The sequence below is a fragment of the Rhodosalinus sp. 5P4 genome (genome assembly GCF_041365695.1).
Classification (GTDB): Bacteria; Pseudomonadota; Alphaproteobacteria; order Rhodobacterales; family Rhodobacteraceae; genus Rhodosalinus.
This window is the reverse complement of the sequence record NZ_JBGFSJ010000007.1, coordinates 138,167-163,206: the sequence shown is the minus strand read 5'-3', so window position 1 is coordinate 163,206 and position 25,040 is coordinate 138,167. Positions and strand designations below refer to the sequence as shown.

26 protein-coding genes are annotated in these 25,040 nt (G+C 68.8%); 22 read left to right on the top strand and 4 right to left on the bottom strand.

Going from position 1 to position 25,040, the window contains the following annotated elements; translation table 11 throughout:
- Nucleotides 1-44: 44 nt before the first annotated feature.
- From AB6A69_RS14230 to AB6A69_RS14210, 5 genes are all read left to right on the top strand, one after another.
- Nucleotides 45-605 (top strand): tetratricopeptide repeat protein, encoded by a 561-nt coding sequence (locus tag AB6A69_RS14230; protein ID WP_371061253.1) that lies wholly within the window; start codon nucleotides 45-47, stop codon nucleotides 603-605.
- A gap of 29 nt (nucleotides 606-634) precedes the next feature.
- A complete protein-coding gene (locus AB6A69_RS14225; RefSeq protein WP_371061252.1) occupies nucleotides 635-3,520 on the top strand; it encodes a helicase-related protein in 2,886 nt (961 codons plus the stop codon).
- Nucleotides 3,521-3,524: 4 nt separating this feature from the next.
- Nucleotides 3,525-3,914, top strand: coding sequence for an RNA-binding S4 domain-containing protein (locus AB6A69_RS14220; RefSeq protein WP_371037920.1), 390 nt, complete (start codon nucleotides 3,525-3,527; stop codon nucleotides 3,912-3,914).
- Nucleotides 3,915-3,971: 57 nt separating this feature from the next.
- Entirely contained in the window at nucleotides 3,972-4,310 is a 339-nt protein-coding gene (fdxA, locus tag AB6A69_RS14215) for a ferredoxin FdxA (RefSeq protein WP_371054551.1), read from the top strand.
- A gap of 286 nt (nucleotides 4,311-4,596) precedes the next feature.
- Nucleotides 4,597-5,106 carry a CarD family transcriptional regulator gene (locus AB6A69_RS14210; RefSeq protein ID WP_371037918.1) on the top strand — a complete coding sequence of 170 codons (510 nt, stop codon included), beginning with the start codon at nucleotides 4,597-4,599 and terminating at the stop codon, nucleotides 5,104-5,106.
- Between the two features lie 81 nt (nucleotides 5,107-5,187).
- On the opposite strand, the gene AB6A69_RS14205 is transcribed toward AB6A69_RS14210, so the two are convergent.
- Both AB6A69_RS14205 and AB6A69_RS14200 read right to left on the bottom strand, forming a co-directional pair.
- Nucleotides 5,188-7,056 carry a monovalent cation:proton antiporter-2 (CPA2) family protein gene (locus tag AB6A69_RS14205; RefSeq protein WP_371061251.1) on the bottom strand — a complete coding sequence of 623 codons (1,869 nt, stop codon included), beginning with the start codon at nucleotides 7,054-7,056 and terminating at the stop codon, nucleotides 5,188-5,190.
- A 25-nt stretch (nucleotides 7,057-7,081) separates the two neighbouring features.
- Nucleotides 7,082-7,537, bottom strand: coding sequence for an Lrp/AsnC family transcriptional regulator (locus AB6A69_RS14200; protein ID WP_371061250.1), 456 nt, complete (start codon nucleotides 7,535-7,537; stop codon nucleotides 7,082-7,084).
- A gap of 146 nt (nucleotides 7,538-7,683) precedes the next feature.
- On the opposite strand from AB6A69_RS14200, the gene hppD reads away from it, so the two are divergent.
- From hppD to AB6A69_RS14130, 14 genes are all read left to right on the top strand, one after another.
- Nucleotides 7,684-8,781, top strand: coding sequence for a 4-hydroxyphenylpyruvate dioxygenase (gene hppD / locus AB6A69_RS14195; protein WP_371061249.1), 1,098 nt, complete (start codon nucleotides 7,684-7,686; stop codon nucleotides 8,779-8,781).
- A gap of 245 nt (nucleotides 8,782-9,026) precedes the next feature.
- Nucleotides 9,027-9,494, top strand: a complete 468-nt coding sequence (locus AB6A69_RS14190; RefSeq protein ID WP_371037914.1) for a DUF4863 family protein — start codon at nucleotides 9,027-9,029, stop codon at nucleotides 9,492-9,494.
- Nucleotides 9,495-9,539: 45 nt separating this feature from the next.
- Entirely contained in the window at nucleotides 9,540-11,105 is a 1,566-nt protein-coding gene (locus AB6A69_RS14185; protein ID WP_371061248.1) for a benzoate-CoA ligase family protein, read from the top strand.
- Complete coding sequence (locus AB6A69_RS14180; RefSeq protein WP_371054546.1) at nucleotides 11,105-11,923, top strand: alpha/beta fold hydrolase; 819 nt, start codon at nucleotides 11,105-11,107, stop codon at nucleotides 11,921-11,923. Before AB6A69_RS14185 ends, AB6A69_RS14180 begins: the two co-directional genes overlap by 1 nt.
- Nucleotides 11,924-11,927: 4 nt before the next feature.
- Complete coding sequence (locus tag AB6A69_RS14175; RefSeq protein ID WP_371061247.1) at nucleotides 11,928-12,365, top strand: DUF309 domain-containing protein; 438 nt, start codon at nucleotides 11,928-11,930, stop codon at nucleotides 12,363-12,365.
- A gap of 143 nt (nucleotides 12,366-12,508) precedes the next feature.
- Nucleotides 12,509-14,170 (top strand): 2,3-epoxybenzoyl-CoA dihydrolase, encoded by a 1,662-nt coding sequence (boxC, locus tag AB6A69_RS14170; protein ID WP_371061246.1) that lies wholly within the window; start codon nucleotides 12,509-12,511, stop codon nucleotides 14,168-14,170.
- 67 nt (nucleotides 14,171-14,237) lie between these two features.
- Nucleotides 14,238-15,689: a benzoyl-CoA 2,3-epoxidase subunit BoxB gene (gene boxB, locus AB6A69_RS14165; RefSeq protein ID WP_371037909.1), complete on the top strand. Its 1,452-nt coding sequence runs from the start codon at nucleotides 14,238-14,240 to the stop codon at nucleotides 15,687-15,689.
- 54 nt (nucleotides 15,690-15,743) lie between these two features.
- Nucleotides 15,744-15,917, top strand: a complete 174-nt coding sequence (locus AB6A69_RS14160; protein ID WP_371037908.1) for a hypothetical protein — start codon at nucleotides 15,744-15,746, stop codon at nucleotides 15,915-15,917.
- Nucleotides 15,918-16,058: 141 nt separating this feature from the next.
- Nucleotides 16,059-16,253, top strand: a complete 195-nt coding sequence (locus tag AB6A69_RS14155) for a hypothetical protein (RefSeq protein ID WP_371037907.1) — start codon at nucleotides 16,059-16,061, stop codon at nucleotides 16,251-16,253.
- Nucleotides 16,250-17,443, top strand: a complete 1,194-nt coding sequence (gene boxA / locus AB6A69_RS14150) for a benzoyl-CoA 2,3-epoxidase subunit BoxA (protein WP_371061245.1) — start codon at nucleotides 16,250-16,252, stop codon at nucleotides 17,441-17,443. The genes AB6A69_RS14155 and boxA overlap by 4 nt, the downstream gene beginning before the upstream one ends.
- Nucleotides 17,443-17,892: an acyl-CoA thioesterase gene (locus tag AB6A69_RS14145; RefSeq protein WP_371037905.1), complete on the top strand. Its 450-nt coding sequence runs from the start codon at nucleotides 17,443-17,445 to the stop codon at nucleotides 17,890-17,892. The genes boxA and AB6A69_RS14145 overlap by 1 nt, the downstream gene beginning before the upstream one ends.
- Before the next feature lie 100 nt (nucleotides 17,893-17,992).
- On the top strand, nucleotides 17,993-18,904 hold the full coding sequence (locus AB6A69_RS14140) for a helix-turn-helix transcriptional regulator (protein ID WP_371054540.1): 912 nt from the start codon (nucleotides 17,993-17,995) through the stop codon (nucleotides 18,902-18,904).
- 5 nt (nucleotides 18,905-18,909) lie between these two features.
- Nucleotides 18,910-20,190 (top strand): 3-hydroxyacyl-CoA dehydrogenase family protein, encoded by a 1,281-nt coding sequence (locus tag AB6A69_RS14135; protein ID WP_371061244.1) that lies wholly within the window; start codon nucleotides 18,910-18,912, stop codon nucleotides 20,188-20,190.
- Nucleotides 20,191-20,292: 102 nt separating this feature from the next.
- Nucleotides 20,293-21,036, top strand: a complete 744-nt coding sequence (locus tag AB6A69_RS14130; protein WP_371061243.1) for a HisA/HisF-related TIM barrel protein — start codon at nucleotides 20,293-20,295, stop codon at nucleotides 21,034-21,036.
- On the opposite strand, the gene AB6A69_RS14125 is transcribed toward AB6A69_RS14130, so the two are convergent.
- Both AB6A69_RS14125 and AB6A69_RS14120 read right to left on the bottom strand, forming a co-directional pair.
- The gene (locus tag AB6A69_RS14125; RefSeq protein ID WP_371054538.1) at nucleotides 21,029-21,619 is read right to left on the bottom strand and encodes a transglutaminase-like cysteine peptidase; all 591 of its coding nucleotides are present in this window, start codon (nucleotides 21,617-21,619) and stop codon (nucleotides 21,029-21,031) included. The two genes, AB6A69_RS14130 and AB6A69_RS14125, sit on opposite strands and share 8 nt — an antisense overlap.
- Nucleotides 21,616-22,311, bottom strand: coding sequence for a metal-dependent hydrolase (locus tag AB6A69_RS14120; protein WP_371037900.1), 696 nt, complete (start codon nucleotides 22,309-22,311; stop codon nucleotides 21,616-21,618). Before AB6A69_RS14120 ends, AB6A69_RS14125 begins: the two co-directional genes overlap by 4 nt.
- 252 nt (nucleotides 22,312-22,563) lie before the next feature.
- Between AB6A69_RS14120 and AB6A69_RS14115 the strand changes: the two genes are divergently transcribed.
- The 3 genes from AB6A69_RS14115 to gatA are packed head-to-tail and all read left to right on the top strand — an operon-like array spanning nucleotide 22,564 to nucleotide 25,027.
- Nucleotides 22,564-23,226 (top strand): ceramidase domain-containing protein, encoded by a 663-nt coding sequence (locus AB6A69_RS14115; RefSeq protein WP_371061242.1) that lies wholly within the window; start codon nucleotides 22,564-22,566, stop codon nucleotides 23,224-23,226.
- 32 nt (nucleotides 23,227-23,258) lie between these two features.
- Nucleotides 23,259-23,546 (top strand): Asp-tRNA(Asn)/Glu-tRNA(Gln) amidotransferase subunit GatC, encoded by a 288-nt coding sequence (gatC, locus tag AB6A69_RS14110; RefSeq protein ID WP_371037898.1) that lies wholly within the window; start codon nucleotides 23,259-23,261, stop codon nucleotides 23,544-23,546.
- A complete protein-coding gene (gatA, locus tag AB6A69_RS14105) occupies nucleotides 23,546-25,027 on the top strand; it encodes an Asp-tRNA(Asn)/Glu-tRNA(Gln) amidotransferase subunit GatA (protein ID WP_371061241.1) in 1,482 nt (493 codons plus the stop codon). Before gatC ends, gatA begins: the two co-directional genes overlap by 1 nt.
- The last annotated feature ends 13 nt before the right edge of the window (nucleotides 25,028-25,040 follow it).

Below are 25,040 nucleotides of genomic sequence, written 5' to 3'. Positions count from 1 at the left end.
ACGCGCCTCTGGATTCGGCGCGGGTAACAGCTATTCTAGGATTTATGGTCACAAGCGACTTCCCGATCAAACATCTCGTCGCGGCATTCGCCGCAGCTCTCTCCTTCGCGCCGCCCGCGTGGTCCGAGGACGGCGCGACGGACGAGATGCTTGGCGAACTCCGCTCTGCCTCTCCGCAGCAGGCCGAACAGGTCGCCGGCGAGATCCGCAATCTCTGGTCGAAGTCGGGCTCGTCTGCGATGGACCTTCTCCTGCGCCGCGGCCGCGACGCGCTCGAGAAAGAGGATTACGCGGTCGCGGTGGAGCATTTGACCGCGCTGACGGATCACGCGCCCGATTTCGCGGAAGGATGGGCCGTGCGCGCGATGGCGTTCTTCCGGCAGCAGGAATACGGCCTCGCCCTTGGCGATCTGCGCCGCGCGCTCGCGCTCAACCCGGACCACTTCGGCGCGCTCTACGGCCTCGGCGTCATCATGGAACAGCTCGAGGAGCCGCGCCTGGCCTGGCGCGCCTACGAGGAAGTGCTTGCCATTCACCCGCATCATCCCCAAGTGGGGCCGGCGATGGAACGGCTCGAGCGCGAGGTTCTCGGCGCGGAACTCTAGCCGCCGCGCCCGGCCGCGGGGAGTAGCGAATGACACGGCAAGGCAGGACCCTCGCGGTTCTGGGCCCCACCAACACGGGCAAGACCCACTACGCGATCGAGCGGATGCTGGGCTACCGGACGGGGGTGATCGGGCTGCCGCTCCGGCTTCTGGCACGAGAGGTCTATGACCGGATCGTCGCCGTGCGCGGCCCGTCCGTGGTGGCGCTGGTGACCGGCGAAGAGCGGATCGTGCCCCCGCGCACGCAGTACTGGGTCTGCACCGTCGAGGCGATGCCCGAGGGCATGGGCGCCGATTTCGTCGCCGTGGACGAGATCCAGCTTTGCGCCGATCCCGAGCGCGGGCACGTCTTCACCGACCGCCTGCTGCGGATGCGCGGCCAGCACGAGACGATCTTTCTGGGCTCCGACACGATGCGCGCGCCCATCGCCGCGCTGGTGCCCGGGGTGGAGTTCGTGCGCCGCGAACGCATGAGCGAACTCACCTACACCGGCTCGCGCAAGATCAGCCGGATGAAGCCGCGCAGCGCCATCGTGGGCTTCTCGGTCGAGAACGTCTACGCCATCGCGGAGCTGATCCGCCGCCAGAAGGGCGGCGCCGCGGTGGTGATGGGCGCGCTCAGCCCACGGACGCGAAACGCGCAGGTGGAACTATATCAGAACGGCGACGTGGATTACCTCGTCGCAACCGACGCCATCGGCATGGGGCTCAACCTCGACATCGACCATGTGGCCTTCTCGGGGGTGTCGAAATTCGACGGGCGGCGGGTGCGGCCTCTGGCGCCCAACGAATTGGCGCAGATCGCCGGCCGCGCCGGGCGCGGCATGGCCAACGGCACATTCGGCGTCACCGGGGAGGCGCCGCCGCTGCCCGACGAGGTCGCGCTTGCCATAACCGAGCACCGCTTCACCCCTTTGCGCCGGCTGCAATGGCGCAACGCGGCGCTGTCCTTCGGATCCGTCGAGGCGCTCATCGCGTCGCTCGAGGCCCCGCCGGAGAGCGAGATCCTGGCCCGCGCGCGGGAGGCGGACGATCTTCGCGCGCTCCGCGCGCTCTCCGCGCAGGCGGAGGTGCGCGCCCGCGCCTCGGACGGGCCGTCGGTGCGGCTTCTGTGGGATGTCTGCCGGATTCCCGATTTCCGGGGCATCAGCCACGCCGAGCACGCGAGCCTTCTCGAGGCGATCTACGGCCACCTGCACGAGCGCGGGCGCGTTCCGGACGAATGGCTCGCTCGCCACGTGGCGCGCATCGACCGGACCGAAGGCGACATCGACACGCTCTCGCGTCGGCTGGCCTTCATCAGGACTTGGACGTATGTGGCGCAACGCGCCGGCTGGGTGGCGGACGAAACCCATTGGCGCGAGGCCACCCGCGCGGTAGAAGACCGCCTGTCGGATGCGCTGCACGCGCGGCTGACGCAGCGTTTCGTGGATCGGCGCACCTCGGTGCTGATGCGCCGGCTCAAGCAGAAGGAGGCCCTGTTGGCCGAGGTGAACGAGAAGGGCGAGGTGGCCGTCGAAGGCGAATTCGTCGGTCGGCTGGAGGGGTTCCGGTTCCGTCAGGACCAGGCGGCGGCCGGGCAGGAGGCCAAGACGCTGAAATCCGCGGGTCTGCAGGCGCTTGCGCCGCATTTCCACCTGCGCGCCGACCGGTTCTACAACGCGCCCGACACCGAGATCGACTACACAGAGCAGGGCGGCCTGATGTGGGGCGACCAGGCGGTGGGCAAGCTGGTCGCGGGCGATGAGCCGCTCAAGCCCCGGGTCAAGGCTTTCGTCGACGAGGAGGCGGGTGCGGAAGTCGTCCAGAAGGTCGAGCGCCGCCTGCAGCATTTCGTCGATCGCAAGATCGCCACGCTCTTCGAGCCGCTCCTGGCCATGAGCCGCGACGAGGCGTTGACGGGCCTCGCCCGCGGCTTCGCGTTCCGCCTTGTCGAAGGGCTCGGCATCCTGCCGCGCGGGCAGGTCGCCGCCGAAGTGAAGGACCTCGACCAGGCTGCCCGCGGCGCGCTGCGCAAGCACGGCGTGCGGTTCGGCCAGTTCACCGTGTTCATGCCGGCGCTGCTGAAGCCCGCGCCCACGCGGCTTCGCCTGATGCTGTGGAGCCTCGCGCAGGGCCTCGACACCTTTCCCGAGGCGCCGCCGCCGGGCCTCGTCACCGTGCCCGTGGATCGAAGCGCGCCGCGCGGCTACGATGCCATGGCGGGCTATCGCAACGCGGGCGAGCGGGCGATCCGCCTCGACATGCTGGAGCGCCTCGCAGATCTCCTGCGCGCCGAAGATGGCCGCGCGGGGTTCGAGGCCAAGCCCGAGATGCTGTCCATCACCGGCATGACGCTCGAGCAGTTCGCGGACCTGATGCAGGGGCTCGGCTACCGTGCCGAGCGCGGCGAACGGCCCAAGGCGAAACCGGCCGCGGCGCCGGCGGGCGCACCGGACGCCGCCGGGGTTGAGGCTGCGTCCGCGCCCGAGGCCGGAACCGACGAGGCGAGCGCGGCAGAGACGCCACCGGCGACAGGGCACGACGCGGCGCCCGCCCCGGATGCGCCGGCCGCCGCGACCAGCGAAGAGACGGTGCCCGGGGCCACCGACGAGGCCGTGCCCGATACCGGCGACACGGCTCCGCCCGACGATGCGGCAGCGCCCGATGCCGCAACGCCCGAAGGCGCCGAGACCGAGGTCTTCTATACCTTCACCTGGATCGGACGGGGCGCGCGGGCGGGCAATCAGCGCGGCCGTGGCGCGGGCGCCGAGGGCCGCGGCAAGCCGAAGGGCAAGGGCAAGCCCAAGGCGAAGGGCAAGCCGCGCCGCGAGGAGGGCGAGAAAACCTTCAGCTCCGGGCCCCGCAAGTCGGACCGGATCGATCCGGACAACCCGTTCGCGGCCGCGCTCATGGGCCTCAAGACACGGGACTGACGGCGTGAACGGGCCGCGGCCGACCCAGCGCCTCGACAAGTGGCTCTGGCAGGCGCGTTTTTTCAAGACGCGCAGCCTGTCGGCGCGGGAGATTTCCGCCGGGCATTGCCGGGTGAACGGCGCCCGGGTGACCAAGCCCGCCACCGGCGTGGGCGCGGGCGACGTGCTGACCTTTGCGCAGGGCCGTCGCATCCGCGTGGTGCGCGTCGCGGCCCTGCCCGAGCGGCGCGGGCCCGCCGCCGAGGCGCAGACGCATTATGACGATCTCGACCCGGTCGGGCCTGACGCCGAGGACGCGCCAGGAGCCGCCGCCGCCCCGCGTCCAGAGCCGGGCGGGCGCCCCACCAAGCGGGCACGCCGCGCCTTCGACCGGACGCGCGGCCCCGGCGCTTGAATGTCCCCCCCGGCTGGATTAGCTGGGAGCCGGAAGAGACAAAGCCGGAACCGCCCCATGACCTATGTCGTCACCGACAACTGCATCGCCTGCAAGTACACCGACTGCGTGGAAGTCTGCCCGGTGGACTGTTTCTACGAGGGCGAGACGATGCTGGTGATCCATCCCGACGAGTGCATCGACTGCGGCGTCTGCGAACCCGAATGCCCGGCCGATGCGATCCGCCCCGACACCGAGCCGGACATGGACAAATGGGTCGAGTTCAATCGCAAGTATTCCGACCTCTGGCCGGTGATCATCACCAAGAAGGACCCGCTGCCCGAAGCCGACGCGCGCGACGGCGAGGAGGGCAAGCTCGACAAGTATTTCACGGAAGCCCCCGGCGAGGGCGGCTGACCGGCCGATTCGCCCCTGCGGTCGCGTGGCGGCCGCCTATGGGACACGAAGTTTCCACGTTAAGTATTTGACGTGGCGCTGCTTATTCGATGCTGCACATGCACGCGCTGGAATTCTGCGCCCAAAGGTGCTATATTTCTGTCACATTGAGTTGCCCGGCCTGCGCCCCGCAAGGGTTTTCAGTAGGTCACGGCAGCGCATATGACGCTTCGGGCTCGGGAATATACCCATATTTCCGACCGTTTTTTGTCGCTCGTTGCCCGGGCGGCGCGCGAGGAAGGACCGCATGAGCAAGACCAAGAAAATCGAATTCCGTCCCAACGATTACGTCGTGTATCCCGCGCATGGAGTCGGGCAGATCCTTTCGATCGAGGAACAGGAAATCGCCGGCCTCAAGCTTGAGCTTTTCGTGATCTCGTTCGAGAAGGACAAGATGACCCTGCGTGTGCCGACGAACAAGGCCACCGAGATCGGGATGCGGTCGCTGTCGACGCCGGATGTCGTGTCCAAGGCAATGTCCACGCTGAAAGGCAAGGCGCGGGTGAAGCGGGCCATGTGGTCGCGCCGCGCACAGGAATACGAGCAGAAGATCAATTCGGGCGACCTTATCGCCATCGCCGAGGTCGTGCGGGACCTTCATCGCGCCGACGATCAGCGTGAGCAAAGCTACTCCGAGCGCCAGCTCTACGAGGCGGCGCTGGAACGCCTGACCCGCGAAGTGGCCGCCGTTGCGGGCGGCGACGAGGTGGCCGCCGCGCGCCAGGTGGACGAGGTGCTGCTTTCGCGCGCGGCCTGACCAGGCCTTGCAGTGCACGTCGAGGGCCGCGGGAGACCGCGGCCCTTTTTCGTGCCGGGGCGACGGAAGGCGCGGGGCCGGTCAGGCCACGTCCTGCTTGGGTTCGAGCAGTTCCGTGAGCTGGGTTTCTAGGTCGCGCTCGAGCTCGCGCGCGCGGGCGATGTAGGCCTCGTTCTCCGACGGCGGGATATCCGGATCCCAGACCTTGGCGAGTTCCCGCACCGCCTCGCGGTCGTGCCGGTAGAAGGTCTTCTCGGCTTCGGCCGCCTCGAATTCGGTCAGGCCGATGTTTTCCAGCACGTAGCGCCCGGCCCGCAGCGAGCCGTCGAACATCTCGCGCACGATGTCGTTGGCCCCGGCGCGGTAGAGGTGGAAGACGTGGGTGCGGTCGCGCGCACGGGCGATGATATGCAGGTCCGGCCGCTCGCGCCGGGCATAGGCGACAAGGCGCGTGGATGCCTCCGGATCGTCGAGCGCCGCGACCAGCACCTTGGCGTTCTTCAGCCCCGCGGCATGCAGAAGCTCGGGCCGGGTCGGATCCCCGAAGAACCCCTTGAAGCCGAAGCGCCGCATGAGTTGGATCGTCTTCATGTCGTGATCGAGCACGACGGTGTTGTAGCCGGTGGACTGCACCAGCCGGTTCACGATCTGCCCGAACCGTCCGATCCCGGCGATGATGACCGGCCCGCTCTCGTCGATCTCGTCGGGTTCGACCGGCTCGCGCCCCTCGGCATGGCGTTTCGCCAGCCAGTCATGGAGGAGAAACAGAAGCGGCGTGGCCAGCATCGACAACGCGATCACCAGCAGCACCTGTTGCGAGAGCGTCCGCTCCAGCACACCCGTCTGCACCGAGAAGGAGGTCAGCACGAAGCCGAATTCCCCCGCCTGGGCGAGGCTCAGCGTGAAAAGCCACTGCTCGCGGCCCTTGAGGCGAAAGGCGAGGCCGAGGCCGTAAAGCACCGCGCCCTTCAACACGATCAGGCCCAGCGTGAGCCCCAGAATGAGCGCGGGCGCGCCGAGCAGGACCTCGAAGTTGATCCCGGCCCCGACGGTGATGAAGAAAAGCCCCAGCAGCAGGCCCTTGAAGGGCTCGATATCCGACTCGAGCTCGTGGCGGAATTCCGAGTTGGCGAGCACCACGCCGGCAAGGAACGTGCCCAGCGCAGGCGACAGCCCCACGAGCGTCATGAGCGAGGCGATCCCGACCACGATGAGAAGCGCCAGCGCGGTGTACATCTCGCGCAGTCGTGCGGCGTGGATGAAGCGAAAGACCGGCCGCGTCGCGTAGACGCCCGTGAGGATGATCGCGCCGACGGCGCCCAGCGTGACCAGCGTCGATGCCCATCCGGGCAGGTCGGCGACGAGAGACATGCCGCCGGCGTGTCCGAGGGCCTCGCCATGCTCGACCGAGGCGTGCTCCGCCCCGCCTGCGGCGCCCTGCAGTGCGAGAAGCGGCAGCAGCGCCAGCATCGGGATCACCGCGATGTCCTGCATGAGCAGGACCGAGAAGGCCGAGCGCCCGCCCGCGGTCTGGATCAGGCCCTTCTCCGACAGCGTCTGGAGCACGATCGCGGTGGAGGAGAGCGCGAAGATCATGCCGAGCGCGATCGCCACGTTCCATGCAAGGCCCGCGGCCATCGCGCCGCCCGCGACCAGCGCCATGGTGATGGCGATCTGCAGCCCGCCGAGCCCCAGAAGCTTGTGGCGCATGTTCCACAGCGCCCTCGGCTCGAGCTCGAGCCCGATGAGAAAGAGCATCATCACCACGCCGAATTCGGCGAAATGCTGAAGCTCCTCGGTATCCGCCCCGACGAGACCCAGCGCGGGTCCGATCACGATGCCCGCTGCGAGGTAGCCCAGCACGGAGCCGAAACCGAGCCGAGACGCGATGGGTACCGCGATGACCGCCGCGGCAAGGTAGATCGAGGCCTGGAGCAGGAAGTGTTCCATTCGGGTGCGGGTCCCGTTGCGGTTCTCAGGTCGGTAGCGGCGCGTCGCGCTTCAGCTGGTCCATGACGATCTGGCTGCGCACCCGTGCCACGGCGGGGTGGGCGAGAAGCACGTCGTGGATGAGTCGGTTCAGCGCGTGAAGATCGGGGCAGTATACCCGAAGAAGGTAGTCCGCTTCGCCGGTCAGTGTCCATGCGCTCACGATTTCGGGCCGGGTGGAGACGAGGCGCGCGAAGCCCGCCGACTGCTCGGGGCCGTGGCGGGCGAGTTCCACCTGCACGAAGGCCTGCACGATCAGTCCCAGCCGTTCGGCGTCGAGACGAGCCGCGTAGCCCCGAATGTAGCCTTCCGCCTCCAGTTTCTGGCGCCGGCGGCCGGCCTGGCTGGGCGAGAGGTTAAGCCGTTCGCCGAGCTCCTGCGCGGTCAGGTGCGCGTCGGACTGAAGCGCGTCGAGAAGGCGTAGATCGGTTCGGTCCAGCATATGCGTGGCCCCTGCATTTCAAGGCAGCATAATGCGGGTTTCGCGCGAAATGAAGGCGCGAGAACTGGCAGAATGCGCAGAAGCGGCGTTCGTGGTGCGATACTGTGCGACGAAACGCGACAGGATCGATCGAGGAGGAGACGCAGATGGGACCTTTCCCGCACGACGCGCCCAAGGCGCAGATCACCGAGGCGAACCCTGCCGGCACCGACGGGTTCGAGTTCGTGGAATTCGCGCATCCCGACCCGCAGGCGCTTCGCGACCTCTTCGCGAAAATGGGCTACGCGCTCGTCGGCCGGCACAAGTCGAAGAACATCGAGCTCTGGCAGCAGGGCGACATCACCTACATCGTCAACGCCGAGCCCGGCAGCTTCGCGTCGCGCTTCGTCGAGGAGCACGGCCCCTGCGCCCCCGCGATGGGCTGGCGCGTGGTGGACGCGCAGCACGCCTTCGAGCACGCGGTGAAGATGGGCGCCGAGCCCTACGAGGGCCGCGACAAGACGATGGACGTGCCGGCGATCAAGGGCATCGGGGGCTCGCTCATCTACTTCATCGAGGATTACTACGAGACCTCGCCCTACAACGCGGAATTCGAGTGGCTCGCCCCGTCGAAGCCGCGGGGCGTGGGCTTCTACTACCTCGACCACCTGACCCACAACGTCTACCGCGGCAACATGGACAAGTGGTTCGAGTTCTACGGCAAGCTCTTCAACTTCCGCGAGATCCGCTTCTTCGACATCGAGGGCAAGTTCACCGGCCTCTACAGCCGCGCGCTGACCTCGCCCGACGGCAAGATCCGCATCCCGATCAACGAGGACCGCGGCGAGACCGGGCAGATCGTGTCCTACCTCAAGAAGTACAACGGCGAGGGCATCCAGCACATCGCCGTGGGCACGGAGGACATCTACGGCTCGACCGACGTCATCGCCGAGCGCGGCATCCGCTTCATGCCGGCGCCGCCGGACACCTACTATGACCTCAGCCACGACCGCGTGCAGGGCCACGAGGAGCCCGTGGACCGGATGAAGACGCACGGCATCCTGATCGACGGCGAGGGCGTCGTGGACGGGGGCGAGACGAGGATCCTGCTGCAGATCTTCTCCAGGACCGTGATCGGCCCGATCTTCTTCGAGTTCATTCAAAGGAAGGGCGATGACGGCTTCGGCGAGGGCAACTTCAAGGCGCTCTTCGAGTCGATCGAGCGCGAGCAGATCGAGTCCGGCGAGATCCAGGCGGCGGAATAAGCCGCCGGAGCACCGACCTTGCGGGCCGCGTTCCTTCCGGGGGCGCGGCCCTTTTTCGTGCCGGCGCGAAGCCAGGGTCTGGCTCACCCCCCCCCTCGTGACGCTCCAGCCGGCGGGCGCCGGAAGCCGCTCGCCGGCGTGGAGTGTGCAAAAAAATGCAAAACAGTTGTGCAAGGCTTGCGCGTCGGACGTATTAATGCACTATAAAGCATAATTCGATTCTGCGTCAGACAGGGAGGAGAGCCATGTCAGCTGCGGATTTCGCCGAGGTGGTGGGCCGGGTCGCCCGCGACATCGAGGGTCGCCCTCTGGACGATGCGCTCGCCGCATATCTCAACGAAACCTATCCCGCCGGCGGCGAGACCTTCGCCCGGCTCAAGACGCTTTGCGCCGAGGGCGAGGCCGAAGGGTGGCTGATGGGGCGCGAGGCCGGCGGTATCAAGTTCGGCCGCGCGATCCGCCCCGGCGCCGAGGCGGGCGGCTTCTCGGTGGACGTGGTGCGCATGAAGGACGTGAAGGGCCCCCACCACGTGCACCCCAACGGAGAGATTGGCGCGGTGATGGCCATCGACGGCGCGCCCGCCTTCGATGGCTGGACCGAGGGCTGGTACGTCTACGAACCGGGCACCGACCACCATCCGACCGTCCGGGGAGGCGACGCGCACGTGCTTTACCTCCTGCCCGAGGGCGCGATCGAATTCACCGGAAACTGACGCGCCCGTCATCCGGGCGCCGCATCGGCAGGGGAGGGCCGAGGCATGAGCGCAAACGAGAACGCCGCAAGCTGGTTCGTGGACCGGCACGTGACGGAGGGCCGCGGCGCGAAGACCGCCTTCCGCGAGGCCTTCGGCACGGGGCGCAAGCTCAGCTATGGCGATCTCGCCGAGGCGTCGGGGCGGGTCGCGGCGGCGCTCTCGCGCGCCGGACATCGCCGCGAGGAGCGGGCCGCCATGCTGGTCCTCGACCAGATCGAGTTTCCGCAGATCTTCTGGGGATGCCTCAAGGCGGGCGTGATCCCGATCCCGCTCAACACGCTGCTTGCGCCGGATGTCTACAACGTGATCCTGCGCGATTGCCGCGCCTCGGTGCTCTTCGTCTCGGCCGAGCTTCTGGAGACGGTGTCGCCCGCGCTCTCCGGCAATCCCTACCTGCGCCATCTGGTCGTGCTGGGTGATGCGCCCGCCGGGGTGGAGACCGGCCCGGCCCGGAGCGAGTCCTGGGACAGCTTCCTCGGCGATGCCGCGCCGGTGCCCGCGGTGGAGGCAGACGCGGACGAGGTCGCCTTCTGGCTCTATTCCTCGGGCTCCACGGGCCAGCCCAAGGGCGTGCGCCATGTCCATCACAGCCTGCGTTACACCGCGGATACCTACGGCGCCGAGGTCCTCGGGATAGAGGAGGCCGACACGGTCTATTCGGTGGCCAAGTTCTTCTTCGCCTACGGGCTGGGCAACGCGATGACCTTCCCGATGTCGGCGGGCGCGACCACGGTGCTTTTCAACGGCCGCCCGACGCCGGAGGTGGCGGTGCGCATCCTCTCCGAGGAAAAGCCCACCGTCTTCTGCGGCGTGCCCACGCTCTACGCCGCCACGGTCGCGCATCTGGAGGGGCAGGGGGGCGCGCCCGAGGTGCCGCTCCGGCGCTGCATCTCCGCCGGCGAGGCGCTGCCCGAGGAGATCGGCAAGCGCTGGCGCGCGCTCTTCGGGGTGGACATCCTCGACGGCGTGGGCTCCACGGAGATGCTGCACATCTTCCTGTCGAACCGCCCCGGCGACGTCGTCTACGGCACCTCCGGCCGGGCCGTGCCGGGATACGAGCTCAGGCTCGTGGACGAGGACGGGCGGGAGATCACCGCAACCGGCGAGATCGGGGAGCTTCTGGTCTCCGGGCACTCCGCCGCCGAGGGCTACTGGAACAAGCGCCGCAAGTCGCGCACCACCTTCGAGGGCGAGTGGACGCGCACCGGCGACAAGTACGAGGTCACGTCGGAGGGGCGCTACGTCTACTGCGGGCGCACCGACGACATGTTCAAGGTATCGGGCATCTGGGTCTCGCCTTTCGAGGTGGAACAGGCGCTCGTCGCGCATCCGGGCGTGCTGGAGGCCGCGGTGGTGGCGGGGCGTGACGAGAACGGGCTGGAAAAGCCCCGGGCCTTCATCGTGCCGAAGGCCGGGCAGGACGGCGCCGCGCTCGCCGAGGAGCTCAGGGAGTTCGTCAAGGCGCGCATCGGCAAATGGAAATACCCTCGCTGGATCGAGGTGGTGGAGGACCTGCCCAAGACCGCGACCGGCAAGATCCAGCGCTTCAAGCTGAGGGAGGTGGCGTGATGGCGGATTGGACGCGCGGGCCCGCGACGCTGGAGGCGGGCGGCAAGCGGCTGGAATACGCCTGCTGGGGGCCGCCCCCCGGCGAGGCGCCCACCATCGCGATGCTGCATGAGGGCCTGGGCTGCCTCGCGCTCTGGCGCGACGTCCCCGAGGCGCTGGCCGCGCGGACCGGCTGGGGGGTGATGGCCTGGTCGCGGGCGGGCTACGGCCAGTCGGACCCGGCGGATCTGCCCCGCCCGCTCGACTACATGACGCGCGAGGCGCAGGACGTGCTCCCGCAGGTTCTGGACGCCATCGGCTTTCGCGAGGGCGTTCTGCTGGGCCACTCCGACGGGGCCACCATCGCGGCGGAATACGCGGGCGGGGTAGAGGATTTCCGCGTCCGGGGCCTTGTCCTGATGGCGCCGCATTTCTTCACCGAGGAGCCCGGCCTGCGTGAGATCGCGCGCGCGAGGGAGGCGTTCGAGACGGGCGATCTTCGGGCGCGCATGGCCAAGTATCACCGCGATCCCGACGCCGCCTTTCGCGGCTGGAACGACGCCTGGCTCGATCCCGGTTTTCGCGCGTGGAACGTGGCCGAGTGCATCGATTACCTGCGCATTCCTGCCCTCGCGATCCAGGGGCGCGAGGATCCCTATGGCACCCTCGCCCAGATCCGCGAACTCGAGGAGCGGGCCTATTCGCCGGTGGACACGGTGATCTTGGACGAGTGCCGCCACGCCCCGCATCTCGAGCGGCCCGAGGCCACGCTCGACGCGGTGGCCGAGTTCTGCGCGCGGCTTGCGCGGATCGAGGCCGCCGAGGTCGAGACGGCCTGAGGCCATGCGGCCCGCGCACGCCTATGTGCCAGGCGAGACGCCGCGGCACCCAGAGGGCGCGTTCGACGCGATCCGCGACAGCGTGATGCCGGGCCTCGCGCCCGAGGCCCTGGCCGCGACCGAGGCCTGGCGGACGGGTCTGCGCTGGCTGGAGGAGGGCTATTACTGGGAGGCCCACGAGGTGCTGGAGCCGGTCTGGATGGCTGCGCCGCCCAACGCGCCCGAGCGGCACCTGGTGCGCGCGGTGATCCAGTGCGCGAACGCGCGTCTGAAGCGGCGGATGGGCCGGGAGAACGCGGCGCGGCGGCTCGAGGCGCTGGTGGCGGGGCTTCTCGACGAGTGCGCGCTCTCGGGCCGGTCGCGGGTGATGGGGCTCGATCTCGCCGCGGCGCGGGCGACCCTGCTCGGCGGCGGACGATTCGATCACGAATATGCAATATAGTGCACTTATAGGAGTAATAAAAATCAGTAGATTGGTAAAATGCTGATTCAACATGACTCTTTTATACGCATTATAACGCATAAAGCTGTTTACCAAGTGGCAGACGCGCAGTATGTTGCATTCCAACCTCGAGGAGACCGAGCGTGACCAAGCTGATCGACTTCCAGACCGACCCTTCGAAATACCGCCACTGGCGGGTCGAGTATGACGGCCCGGTTGCCTATGTCTCGATGGACGTGGACGAGGATGGCGGGCTTTTCGAGGGCTACAAGCTCAAGCTCAACTCCTACGACCTCGGCGTGGATATCGAGCTCAACGACGTCGTCCAGCGCATGCGCTTCGAGCATCCCGAGGTGCGCGCCGTCGTGATGCGGTCGGGCAATCCGGTCGTGTTCTGCGCGGGGGCCAATATCCGGATGCTTGGCGGCGCCTCGCACACGCACAAGGTGAACTTCTGCAAGTTCACCAACGAGACCCGCAACAGCTACGAGGCGGCCGAGGCGGACTCCGGGCAGACCTGGATCGCGGCCGTGCGCGGCTCCTGCGCGGGGGGCGGCTACGAGCTCGCGCTTGCCTGCAACCACATCATGCTGACCGACGATTCGACGTCGAACGTGGCGCTGCCCGAGGTGCCGCTTCTGGCGGTGCTGCCAGGGACGGGCGGGCTGACGCGCGTGACCGACAAGCGCAAGGTGCGCCGCGATCTTGCCGACGTCTTCTGCTCCATCGAGGAGGGGGTGAAGGGCAAGCGCGCCGTCGAGTGGCGGCTCGTGGACGAGGTGGTGCCGAACTCGAAGTTCGACGAGGCCGTGCGCGAGCGCGCCCACGAGATCGCCGCGCGGCATCCGAGAGAGGGGGCGACGGGCATCGCGCTCACCCCGCTGGACCGCCGCCTCGGCGAGGACGGGTCCGTCAGCTACTCCACCGTCGAGGTGGAGGTCGACCGCGCCCTGCGCCGCGCGACCGTCACGGTCAAGGGCCCCGAGGAGGACGCGCCCGGCGCGATGGCCGACCTGCACGCGGAAGGCGCCCAGGGCTGGATGCTGCGCGCCGCCCGGGAACTCGACGACGCCATCCTTCACCTGCGGCTCAACGAGCCCGAGCTGGGCCTTCTGGTGCTCCGCACCCAGGGCGACCCGGAGAAGGTGACCGCGCACGAGGCGCTTCTGCTCGCCCACGAGGACGAGGACTGGCTCGCCGCCGAGATCCTTCACTACTGGAAGCGGGTGCTGAAGCGGCTCGACGTCACCTCGCGCTCGCTGGTCGCGCTGGTCGAGCACGGTTCCTGCTTCGCCGGAACGCTGGCGGAGATCCTCTGGGCCGTGGACCGCTCCTACATGATGGAAGGCGAGTTCGAGGGCGACAACCGCCCGCTCGCGACGGTGACGCTGGGCGCGTCCAATTTCGGCCGCTACCCGATGGCGAACGGTCTCAGCCGGCTCGAGACGCGCTTTTGGGGCGCGCCCGAGGCGGTGGAGGCCGCCCGCGGACATGCAGGCAAGGCGCTCGAGGCGGAAGAGGCCGATGATCTGGGCCTCGTCACCTACATCCTCGATGACATCGACTGGGAGGACGAGGTGCGCATCTTCATGGAGGAGCGCGCGAGCTTCAGCCCCGACGCGATGACGGGGATGGAGGCAAATCTGCGCTTCGCGGGCCCCGAGACGATGGAAACGCGGATCTTCGGCCGGCTCACCGCCTGGCAGAACTGGATCTTCCAGCGCCCCAACGCGGTGGGAGAGGCCGGCGCGCTGAAGCGATACGGCACCGGGCATCGCGGCGAATACGACATGGAGCGCGTGTGAGTACACGCGGGAAACGGAACAAGGGCGGGCCATACCGCGCGCCCGGACACCTGGGAGGACGGACCCCATGCTGGATCTCATAAACGTAAGCTACGACACGCAGATCCCGAACAATGTCGGGCTCAGCTCGGACAAGCGGGTGCTCAAGGCGCTCGAGAAATGGCACCCCGGCTACATCAACTGGTGGAACGACCTGATCCCGGAAAACTTCCAGAAATCGCTGGTCTATCTGCGCACCGCCGTCAGCGTGGACCCCAAGGGCTGGGCCAAGTTCGACTACGTCAAGATGCCGGAATACCGCTGGGGCGTGCTTCTCGCGCCGGAGGTCGAGGGCCGCACCATTCCCTGCGGCGAGCACGCGGGCGATCCCGCCTGGCAGGAAGTTCCGGGTGAATACCGCAACATGCTCAAGCGCCTCATCATCATCCAGGGCGACACCGAGCCCGCGAGCGTCGAGCAGCAGCGCAGCCTCGCGCTGACCGCGCCGTCGCTCTACGACATGCGCAACCTCTTCCAGGTGAACGTGGAGGAGGGGCGCCACCTCTGGGCCATGGTCTACCTGCTGCACAAGTATTTCGGACGCGACGGCCGCGAGGAGGCCGACGACCTGCTGATCCGGTCCTCGGGCTCGGAAGAGGCGCCGCGGATGCTGGGCGCCTTCAACGAGGAGACGCCCGACTGGCTGTCGTTCTTCATGTTCACCTACTTCACCGACCGTGACGGCAAGATGCAGCTCGAAAGCCTTGCGCAATCGGGCTTCGATCCGCTCAGCCGCACCTGCCGCTTCATGCTGACCGAGGAAGCGCACCACATGTTCGTGGGCGAGACCGGCGTGGGCCGCACGATCGAGCGCACCTGCCAGGTGATGAAGGAGAACGGGATCGAGGATCCCTACGACATCGACAAGATCCGCAGCCTGGGCGTCATCGACCTGCCGACGATCCAGAAGAAGCTGAACCTGCACTACACGCTCAGCCTCGACCTTTTCGGGCAGGAGGTGTCGACGAACGCGGCCAACGCCTTCAACGCGGGCATCAAGGGCCGCTACATGGAAAGCCGCATCGACGACGATCACAGGCTGCAGGATGCCACCTACGAGGTCACGACCATCGAGGACGGCGAGATCAGGCGCATCGCGGCGCCCGCGCTCACCGCGATCAACATGCGCCTGCGCGACGATTACACCCGCGACGCGGCCGGCGGCATCAAGCGCTGGAACAAGATCATCGAGAAGGCCGGCGTGCAGTTCGAGCTCAAGCTGCCGCACGAAGGCTTCAACCGAAAGATCGGTGTCTTCGCCAACCAGCTGATCGACCCCGAGGGCAAGTTCGTTTCGGGCGCGGAGTATGACGCCAAGGTCAATGACTGGCTGCCGACCCATGCCGACGGCGACTTCATCCAGTCGCTGATGACGCCGGTCTACGAGCCCGGGCAATACGCGGGCTGGATCGCGCCGCCGAAAGTGGGCATCGACAACAAGCCCGGCGACTTCGAGTATGTGAAGCTGCACATGGCCTGACGGGCCTCTCCGGGCCGGGGGCACCCCCGGCCCGCGTCAACAGGGAGAGAGACCATGGAAATCGAACGCAAGGCAGGCGCGGCGCCCCGCACGGCGGCCCTTTCGAAGACGCTTTCGGCGGTGCAGGGCCCCTGCGTCGGCTGCCATAACTGTCGTGGGCTCTGCGCCGCGATGATCGAGGCGATGACCGTGCCCGACATCGTGCTGGGCCAGCGACAGGCCCGCTAGGAGTTGCGGTCGCCTAGGTTCAATAGGCGCGAGGCGGCTTTTCTCGCGCGAGCGGCATCCGAGCGTCGCGTTGTAACTTATGGCGAATTTGCAAAAGAGTTTGGGCGCGCAAACCAAGGCTGCGGTCAGATCCTTACCGAAATGGGCGAACGCCTTCGCCAGGAAAAGTTGCCGCTGCTGCCTGTCCTAGTTGTGAACAAGGAAACCGGTGTTCCTTCGGAGGATGCCGACTTCTATCGCAGGCTTGGGCTGGATCGCGACGGCATAGAGCTGGAGCAGCAAAACTGCTTCGAGCATGACTGGACAAACGCCCCATTCTGGAGCGACGAGCGATGAACAAACCCTTCAAGCAGCACCTGATCGACCCCGAGATCTGCATCCGCTGCTACACCTGCGAGATGACCTGCCCGATCGGCGCGATAGAGCACAACGACGACAATGTCGTGGTGGATGCGGACAAGTGCAATTTCTGCATGGACTGCATCCCGGTCTGTCCCACCGGCTCCATCGACGAGTGGCGGGTGGTGAACGAGCCCTATTCCCTCGAGGAACAGTACGAGTGGATGGAGCTGCCCGAGCAGGCCGACATCGCCGTGCCCGAGGGCGAGGACGCGAGCGTGGAGGCGCTCGACGAGGCGATGGCGGCGCTGCTGGCCGAGGCTCATGCCGGCACGGGCGGCAAGCCCAGGGCGCCCGCCACGGCGGCCAAGCCCAGCGTGAACCTCTACAATCTGGGCAAGCCGGCCGAGGCCACCGTGCAGGGCAACTACCGCCTGACCGCCGAGACGAGCGACAGCGACGTGCGCCACATCGTGCTCGATTTCGGCGGCCAGCCGATGCCGGTGCTCGAGGGGCAGTCCGTCGGGATCATCCCGCCCGGCACGGACGCCGCGGGCAAGCCGCACCTGCCGCGGCTCTATTCCATCTCGAGCCCGCGCGACGGCGAGCGCCCCGGCTACAACAACGTGTCGCTCACCGTGAAGCGCGAGGAGCGGGGCATCTGCTCGAACCACCTGTGCGATCTGAAGCCTGGCGACAAGGTGCAGGTCACGGGCCCCTTCGGCGCGACCTTCCTGCTGCCATCCGACCCCGAGGCGCATCTGATGATGATCTGCACCGGCACCGGATCGGCGCCCTTCCGCGCCTTCACCATGCGCCGCCAGCGCGAGATGCCCTCGCGCGAGGGCACGCTGACCCTGGTCTTCGGCGCCCGCCGACCCGAGGAGCTGCCCTATTTCGGCCCGCTCAAGAAGGTGCCCGAAAGTTTCATGGCCAAGCATTACGCCTTCTCGCGCGACGGCGATCGGCCAAAGCAGTACGTGCAGGACAAGCTCCGCGAAGAGGCCGCGGCCGTGGCCCGCCTTCTGAAGGATCCCCGGGGCCACATCTACATCTGCGGGCTGAAGGCGATGGAGGCGGGCGTCGAAGAGGCGCTTACCGAGGTCGCGGCCGAGGCGGGGCTCGCCTGGCCGGAGGTCCGCGACGCGATGCGCGAGGACGGGCGCTACCACGTGGAAACCTACTGATGAAGGACCGCGCGGCCGGCGCCGGGGTCTTCGAGCACGAGATCGCCGTGCGCTGGGGCGACTGCGACCCGGCCGGGATCGCCTATACCGCCCGGCTGCCGGCCTTCGCGCTCGACGCCATCGACGCCTGGTGGGAGCGCCATCTCGGCGGGGCGGGCTGGTATCAGCTCAACCTCGACCGCAATCTCGGCACGCCCTTCGTGCGCATGGCGATCGATTTCCGGTCGCCCGTCACGCCGCGCCATCGCCTCGTCTGCCGGACATGGCCGGCGCGGCTCGGGACCAGCTCCATCGACTTCCGCGTGGATGCCAGTCAGGACGGGGAGCTTTGCTTCGAGGGGCGCTTCACCTGCGTCTTCGTCGTGGCCGACCGCTTCGCCAAGACCCCGCCGCCCGAGGACATCCGCACCGTGGTAGAGGCGCATCTGCGGCCCGATGAGGCAACATAGTGCGGCGCTTCTTGGTGACGCGGCTTGAAAAGCCGTGCGATCCGGACAAGTTTCTTGCACTATTGTTCATGTTGCGAGGCCGGGAAGGGTGCGCGGTCGGATGGGCGAGATCACCAATTTCCGGGGCGAGGCCACCGGGGCCGAGGCTGTCGATGGCGATGGTCCCGAGGCGCTCATCGCGCGGGTAGGCGAGCGTGTGCGCCGCGCGCGCGAGCGCAAGGGTATACCGCGCCGGGTGCTTTCGGACATCTCCGGCGTTTCGCCGCGCTATCTCGCGCAGCTCGAATCCGGCGCGGGCAACATCTCCATCGGGCTCCTGAGCCGGGTGGCCGCCGCGCTCGATCATCGCATCGAGTGGCTGATCGGCGAGGAGGATCCGTGGAACTCCGACGCGCTGCGGGTGGCCGACCTTTTCCGGCAGGCCGACGGCGCGACCCGCGCCCGCGTGCTGGAAGTGCTCGCGCCCGAGGCGGCGGGCGTCGCGCGCGCGCGACGGATCGGCCTTGTCGGTCTGCGCGGGGCGGGCAAGTCCACGCTCGGCGAATTGGCCGGCGCGGCGCTCGACCTGCCCTTCGTGGAACTCAACCGCGAGATCGAATCCGCCTCGGGGATGCCGGTGGACGAGGTCATGGCGCTGTACGGACAGGAGGGTTATCGCCAGCTCGAGGCGCAGGCGCTGGAACGGATCGTCGCGACCCATGACGCGATGATCCTCGCCGTGGCCGGGGGGATCGTCGCCGAGCCGGAAACATACCGCACACTCCTTTCCAGATTTCACACGATCTGGCTCAAGGCCGGGCCGGAAGAGCACATGGCGCGGGTGCGCGCGCAGGGGGACGAACGCCCGATGGCCGGCAACCCGGAGGCGATGGCGCAGTTGCGCACGCTGCTCACCGCGCGCGAGCCGCTCTATCGCCGCGCCGAGGCGGTGGTGGACACCTCCGGCAAGACGCGCGAGCGCGCGCTCGATGAACTTCTGGCCGTGATCCGCGACCGCGGCTTTCTCCACTGACCCCCGTGACCGGTGCAAGCGACCGCATCGGCGGCGAGAGGCCGGACGCCGCGGCGCGCGACGCCGCGAAGGCGCATCTCGCGCGGGCCGAGGCCGCGGCGCGGGCCGAGCCCGCCATCGCCGCAGGGGGCAAGCCCGCGCTGTCGCGGGTCGCGGTGGCCGGAAGCGGCCCGGCCGCGGTGTCGCTCGTCGGCGCGCTCGTGTCGGCGGGACATGCGGTGCTGCTCTTCGACCCCGATCGGGACGACGCGACGCGCGCCTTCGACATGGCCCGGCGATTGCTGGGGCACCTCGGCGCGGACGCGGACGGCGCGGCGTGGCGTGTCTCCTCCGATCCGGCGGCGCTTTCGGATGCCGGGATGCTGCTCGATCCAGGCGAGATCGAGGGCGGTGTGTCCCCCTTCGCCGCGGAGCTGCCGCCGGGCGCGATCTTCGCCATCGCCGCCTTCGGGCCGGAGCTCGCGGCGCGGGCGGCCGGCCTGCCCGATCCGGGCCGCGTCGTGGGGCTGGAGTTCGAACCGCCGGCGCACGCCACGCGGCTGGCCGAGATCGGCCCGGCGCCGGGCTCCGCGCCCGAGGCGCTCGCCGCGGCCTACGCGCTCGCCGCGCGTCTCGGGCGGATCCCGGTGCCCGCCGGTGGCGCGCCGCTCGGCGAAGCGCTGATGCTCGCCACTCTCGCCGCGGCCGACGAGATGCTGATCCGGGGCGCGCTGCCGTGGGAACTCGACGAGGCGATGGTGGCGTTCGGCTTCGCCACCGGCCCGCTGGAGGCACAGGATCTTTCGGGCCTCGCCCGCACGCAGGCGGCACGGGCGCGCGCCGGCGCGGCCCAGCAGCCGATCCAGCCCCGCATGGTGGCCGAAGGGCGGCTCGGCAAGGCGGCGGGCGTGGGCTGGTATCGTTATCCGGGCGGCGGCGGCGCGGTCGTCGATCCGCTGATCGAGGACCTCATCCGCGAAGAGGCGTATTTCGCCGGAATCGCCACCCGAGACTGGTGCGCCGCGGAGATGCGCGAACGCATCCTGCTCGCCCAGATCGCAAAGGCCGCACGGCTGCTGGAGAGCGGCGCGGCCCGGCGCGCCGCCGATCTCGATCTGGTGAGCGTGCACGGGCTCGGCTTTCCGGCCGCCCGCGGCGGGCTTTTGCACTTCGCGGACAGCGTGGGGCCAGCGCGCATCGTCGCGCGCTTCGCCGCGCTGGCCGAAGCGGACGGACGTCGCCCGGAGATCCCGCCGCTTCTGGCCCGCCTCGCCGAAACCGGCGGGCGTTTCGGCGCCCCGGGGTAGGCGCGGCTTCGCTTTCCGCCCGTCCCGCGCCGCATTCGTCCCTGCGCCGGGCGCCCGTGTCTGGCATCATCCCGGAGCATCGCCGCTTTCGGAGAATCGTCCATGAGGCTTTATCCCGCCATCGAGTTGCAGAATGGCCGCTGCGTGAGCCTGCGCCGCGGCCGCCTCGACGAGCCGCATGTCTGGCACGTCGACCCGGTCGAGAAGGCGCGCGCCTTCGCCGCCGCCGGGGCAGAGTGGATCCATGTCACGGATTTCGACGCCGTGGCGGGCGTGGGCGACAACGCCGAACTGATCGAGCGGATCATTCGTGCCGCCCGGATCCCGGTGCAGGTGGGCGGCGGCATCCGCTCCGTCGAAGCCGTGTCGCAGTGGATGGATCGTGGCGCGGGCCGTGTCGTGGTGGGCACCCTCGCCGTCGCCCGGCCCGACCTGGTGAAGCAGGCGGCGAAATACCATCCCGATGCGGTGGTGCTCGCCGTCGACGTGTTCGAGGGCTTCGTGACCTCGGACGGGTGGCGCCAGCCGAGTTCCTTCCGCCCCCGGGACTTCATCGCCCGGTTCGAGGACGATCCGCTGGCCGCGTTCCTCGTCACCGACATCGGCGCCGACGCGGGCGACGTGGAGGAGCCGCTCTCGCTTGTCACCGAACTCGCCGGGCTCGCCCGTGCCCCGGTGATCGGCTCGGGCATGGTGCACACGCTCGACGACCTGTCGCGGCTGAAATACGTCCCCGACGTTCACGGCGCGCTGGTCAGCCGGGCGCTCTTCGCGAAGACCTTTACCATCGAGGAGGCGCTCGCGGTGGCCGGCGAACCCGAAAGGGAGCGGGCCGCGTTCATCTGACGGCGGTCTGATGCCGGGTGAAGCGGTCCCACAGCCCGTCTGGCCGCTCGCGCCGTTCGTAGCGATAGGGCGATGCGTTCCAGCAGGTCAGCTGCGGCGCAAGGTTGTCGAGCACCCAGGTGCCGTGTGTCGTTTCCGCAAGCAGCACGGCATGCGCGAAGAACCGTTCCCTGTGGTGGACGATCGCCATGGTGAGCGACGCGCCGGGCAATCCCAGGGCCACGAGGCGGCGGCGCTTCTCGAGCGCGAAATCCTCGCAGTCGCCCACGCCTTCCCGGGGGAAGTCCCAGAGATCCTCGAGGCCGAGGCACTCCTGATCTGCGAGAAGGCGGACCTGCGCGTTGACCTCACGATTGACCCGCGCCAGCGCGGCACGGGTCTCGGGCGTCCACTCGAGCCGTGCCGCGCCGCCGAGGCGACAGGCGTCCGGGTGGTGCCCGCAGAAGGCCGCGTATTGCGAGGGCGGAGGCTCGGTTCGTGCCACCGCCAGCGCGAGCGGCGGGCAGCCCCGCGCGTCCGACCCTGCGGCGGTGGAGCAGGCCGCCAGCAGCGCGGCCGTCGCGGCGGCGCGCCAAAGGATCACAACTCGATCGGCGCGAGCACCTCGGGCTCGATGACGTCGACGCCGGGTAGAGCATCCACGAGCGCCTGGGCCGATTGTTCGAGGATCGGAAACGTCTTGTAGTGGCAGGGGATGACCGTCTTGAAATCGAAGAAGGTTCTCGCCGCATAGGCCGCGCGCGCCATGTCCATGGTGAAGTGCCCGCCGGCGCAGAGGATGCCGATCTCGGGCGCGTGCAGATCCTGGAAGACCTTCATGTCGGCCATCACGTCTGTGTCGCCCGAGACGTAGATCGTGCGCCCGCCATGGGAGATCATGAAGCCCGCCTCGGTGCCGGTGTAGACCGGCCGGCCCTCGTCGTCGGCGAGCGAGGAGGAATGCGTGGCCTGCACCATCGTGACCGCGACGTCGCCCAGCATCACGGTCCCGCCCTTGTTGAAGCCCACGGTCTCGATCTTGTCGCGTTTCTCCAGCCAGCTCGCGAGATCGAAGATCGTCACCAGCGGGATGCCAAGTTCCCGGGCCACGCCGGGCGCGTCGTTGACGTGGTCGAAATGCCCGTGGGTGACGAGCACATGCGTCGCGCCGGCGATCGCCTCGTCGCGCCGGTCCTCGGGGAACATCGGGTTGCCGGACAGCCACGGGTCGACGAGCAGGATCTGGTCCCCGATCTCGATGCGAAAGCCTGAATGGCCGAGCCAGGTGAGTTTCATCGGTCTCCTCCGCGCGTTGAATGTGTTTAGCGAGCCTAGCATCGCGGGCGGCGAGGGAAAGCGCCGCGTGTCAGGGCGGAGCACGCGCGTGGCGCGCGCGGCCATGCGGGCCTTGGGGGCGCTGCCCCCGCCCGCGCCCCGGGGGCGCGGCCTCCCCCGGAGTATTTCTTCCAAGAAGAAGGGGGTGTGCGCGGTTGGACGCGGGAGGCGCCGCGCTTAGCTTGCCACGGTGACGGCGGCGGAGGGACGGGCATGGACTGGACACGGCAGATCGACGCCTACTGCGAGCGGCTCGACGCGGGCTACTGGGCCGAGCCGGTGAACGCGGTCACCAACGCGGCGTTCCTGGTCGCGGCCTTCGTGATGTGGCGGCGTGTTCGCGGGGAGGGCCTGCCGCTCGCCATGGCGCTGGTCTGGGTGCTCGCGGCGATCGGGGTCGGGAGCTATCTTTTCCACACCCACGCGCAGGCCTGGTCGGCGCTTGCCGACGTCGTTCCTATCCTGCTCTTCATCCTGATCTACATCTACGCGGCGAATCGGCATTACTGGGGGCTGTCGCGGCTCTGGTCGGGTCTCGGGGTGGCGGCCTTCTTTCCCTATGCCGCCGCCACCGTACCGCTCTTCCAGATGGTTCCAGGGCTCGGCTCCTCGGCGGGCTACGCGCCGGTGCCGGTGCTGATCCTGGCCTATGCCTGGGCGCTGCGGCGCCGCGCGCCGGAGACGGCGCGCGGGCTGACGCTCGGCGCGGGGGTGCTGGTGCTGTCGCTCGGCTTCCGCACGGCCGACATGGCGCTCTGCCCGGCGGTGCCCGTGGGCACGCATTTCATGTGGCATGTCCTGAACGCGGTCATGCTGGGGTGGATGATCGAGGTCTATCGCCGGCACATGCTTGCGGGCCACCGGGCCCCGCGCTAAACGGCGGGGCAGTCCGAAAGGGAGCGCCGACGATGTCCATCGACACCCGCACCGCCGCCCATGTGGCGCATCTGGCCCGCATCCGCGTCGAGGAGGAGGATCTGCCGGCGCTCGCGGACGAGTTCAACCGGATCCTGCGCTTCATCGAGGAGCTGGGCGAGGTCGATGTGGAGGGCGTGGAGCCAATGGTGAGCGTCACGCCCATGCGGCTGAGGCGTCGCGAGGACGCGGTGACCGACGGCGGCATGTCCGAGAAGGTCCTCGCCAACGCGCCCGACGCGCGCGAAGGGTTCTTCGCCGTGCCCAAGGTGGTGGAATGATGACGGATCTCAACGCGCTGACGATAGCGGAGGCCCGCGACAAGCTGCGGGCGGGCGAGGTCACGAGCGTCGCGCTCGCCGAGGCGTGTCTTTCGGCGATGGAGGGGGCGGGTGCGCTGGGCGCGGTGGCGCACATGACGCCGGAGATCGCGCTCGAGCGGGCGCGCGCCGCGGATGCGCGCCTTGCCGCCGGCGAGGCGCCAGCGATGTGCGGCGTGCCCGTCGGCATCAAGGATCTCTTCTGCACCGAGGGCGTGGCCAGCCAGGCGGCGAGCCGGATCCTCGACGGATTTCGCCCGGAATACGAGAGCACCGTGACGGCGCGGCTGCGCGAGGCCGGCGCGGTGATGCTGGGCAAGCTCAACATGGACGAGTTCGCCATGGGCAGCTCCAACGAGACCTCGGTCTACGGGCCCGCGGTGAACCCCTGGAAGGTGGACGAGCGCGAGCTCACCCCTGGCGGCTCTTCGGGCGGGTCCGCGGCGGCGGTGGCGGCCGATCTCTGCCTCGCGGCCACCGGCACCGATACCGGCGGCTCGATCCGCCAGCCTGCGGCGTTCACCGGGATCGTGGGCCTCAAGCCCACCTACGGGCGCTGCTCGCGCTGGGGGATCGTGGCCTTCGCCTCCTCGCTTGACCAGGCCGGGCCGATGACCAAGACGGTGCGCGACGCGGCGATCATGCTGCAGGCCATGGCGGGGCACGATCCGAAGGATTCCACCTCGGCCGAGCGCGCGGTGCCCGATTTCGAGGCGATGCTCACGGGCGACGTGAAGGGCAAGGTGATCGGCATCCCGCGTGAATACCGCATGGAGGGGATGCCGGAGGAAATCGAGGCGCTCTGGGCCCGCGGCGCGGAGATGCTGCGCGACGCGGGCGCGGAGGTGCGCGACATCACGCTGCCGCACACGAAATACGCGCTGCCCGCCTACTACGTCATCGCCCCCGCCGAGGCGTCGTCGAATCTCGCGCGCTACGACGGTGTGCGCTACGGCTACCGCGCCAGGCTCGCTCAGGGCGACGGCATCGTCGACATGTACGAGAAGACCCGCGCCGAGGGCTTCGGCGCCGAGGTGAAGCGCCGGGTGATGGTGGGCACCTATGTCCTTTCGGCGGGCTTCTACGACGCCTATTACAACCGCGCGCGCAAGGTGCGCACGCTCATCAAGCGCGACTTCGAGCAGGTCTTCGACGCGGGCGTGGACGCGATCCTGACGCCGGCCACCCCGTCTGCCGCCTTCGGCATCGGCGAGATGGCCGAGGCGGATCCGGTGCAGATGTATCTCAACGACGTCTTCACGGTCACGGTGAACCTGGCCGGGCTTCCGGGCATCTCGGTGCCCGCGGGCCTCGATTCCAAGGGGTTGCCGCTCGGGCTTCAGCTCATCGGGCGGCCCTGGGAGGAAGGCGAGCTTCTGAACGCGGCCTTCGCGCTGGAGCGGGCCGCGGGGTTTGTGGCGAAGCCGTCGAAATGGTGGTAGCGTCGACGCCGGC

Coding starts and splice junctions, on each gene's coding strand:
- AB6A69_RS14210 (WP_371037918.1), top strand. CDS start 4,597: ATGAGCAAGACCAAGAAAATCGAATTCCGTCCCAACGATTACGTCGTG.
- AB6A69_RS14120 (WP_371037900.1), bottom strand. CDS start 22,311: ATGAAACTCACCTGGCTCGGCCATTCAGGCTTTCGCATCGAGATCGGG.
- AB6A69_RS14225 (WP_371061252.1), top strand. CDS start 635: ATGACACGGCAAGGCAGGACCCTCGCGGTTCTGGGCCCCACCAACACG.
- AB6A69_RS14185 (WP_371061248.1), top strand. CDS start 9,540: ATGAGCGCAAACGAGAACGCCGCAAGCTGGTTCGTGGACCGGCACGTG.
- AB6A69_RS14200 (WP_371061250.1), bottom strand. CDS start 7,537: ATGCTGGACCGAACCGATCTACGCCTTCTCGACGCGCTTCAGTCCGAC.
- AB6A69_RS14230 (WP_371061253.1), top strand. CDS start 45: ATGGTCACAAGCGACTTCCCGATCAAACATCTCGTCGCGGCATTCGCC.
- AB6A69_RS14155 (WP_371037907.1), top strand. CDS start 16,059: ATGGGCGAACGCCTTCGCCAGGAAAAGTTGCCGCTGCTGCCTGTCCTA.
- AB6A69_RS14145 (WP_371037905.1), top strand. CDS start 17,443: ATGAAGGACCGCGCGGCCGGCGCCGGGGTCTTCGAGCACGAGATCGCC.
- gatA (WP_371061241.1), top strand. CDS start 23,546: ATGACGGATCTCAACGCGCTGACGATAGCGGAGGCCCGCGACAAGCTG.
- AB6A69_RS14140 (WP_371054540.1), top strand. CDS start 17,993: ATGGGCGAGATCACCAATTTCCGGGGCGAGGCCACCGGGGCCGAGGCT.
- AB6A69_RS14130 (WP_371061243.1), top strand. CDS start 20,293: ATGAGGCTTTATCCCGCCATCGAGTTGCAGAATGGCCGCTGCGTGAGC.
- AB6A69_RS14160 (WP_371037908.1), top strand. CDS start 15,744: ATGGAAATCGAACGCAAGGCAGGCGCGGCGCCCCGCACGGCGGCCCTT.
- AB6A69_RS14205 (WP_371061251.1), bottom strand. CDS start 7,056: ATGGAACACTTCCTGCTCCAGGCCTCGATCTACCTTGCCGCGGCGGTC.
- AB6A69_RS14190 (WP_371037914.1), top strand. CDS start 9,027: ATGTCAGCTGCGGATTTCGCCGAGGTGGTGGGCCGGGTCGCCCGCGAC.
- AB6A69_RS14180 (WP_371054546.1), top strand. CDS start 11,105: ATGGCGGATTGGACGCGCGGGCCCGCGACGCTGGAGGCGGGCGGCAAG.
- boxA (WP_371061245.1), top strand. CDS start 16,250: ATGAACAAACCCTTCAAGCAGCACCTGATCGACCCCGAGATCTGCATC.
- fdxA (WP_371054551.1), top strand. CDS start 3,972: ATGACCTATGTCGTCACCGACAACTGCATCGCCTGCAAGTACACCGAC.
- hppD (WP_371061249.1), top strand. CDS start 7,684: ATGGGACCTTTCCCGCACGACGCGCCCAAGGCGCAGATCACCGAGGCG.
- gatC (WP_371037898.1), top strand. CDS start 23,259: ATGTCCATCGACACCCGCACCGCCGCCCATGTGGCGCATCTGGCCCGC.
- AB6A69_RS14115 (WP_371061242.1), top strand. CDS start 22,564: ATGGACTGGACACGGCAGATCGACGCCTACTGCGAGCGGCTCGACGCG.
- boxB (WP_371037909.1), top strand. CDS start 14,238: ATGCTGGATCTCATAAACGTAAGCTACGACACGCAGATCCCGAACAAT.
- AB6A69_RS14175 (WP_371061247.1), top strand. CDS start 11,928: ATGCGGCCCGCGCACGCCTATGTGCCAGGCGAGACGCCGCGGCACCCA.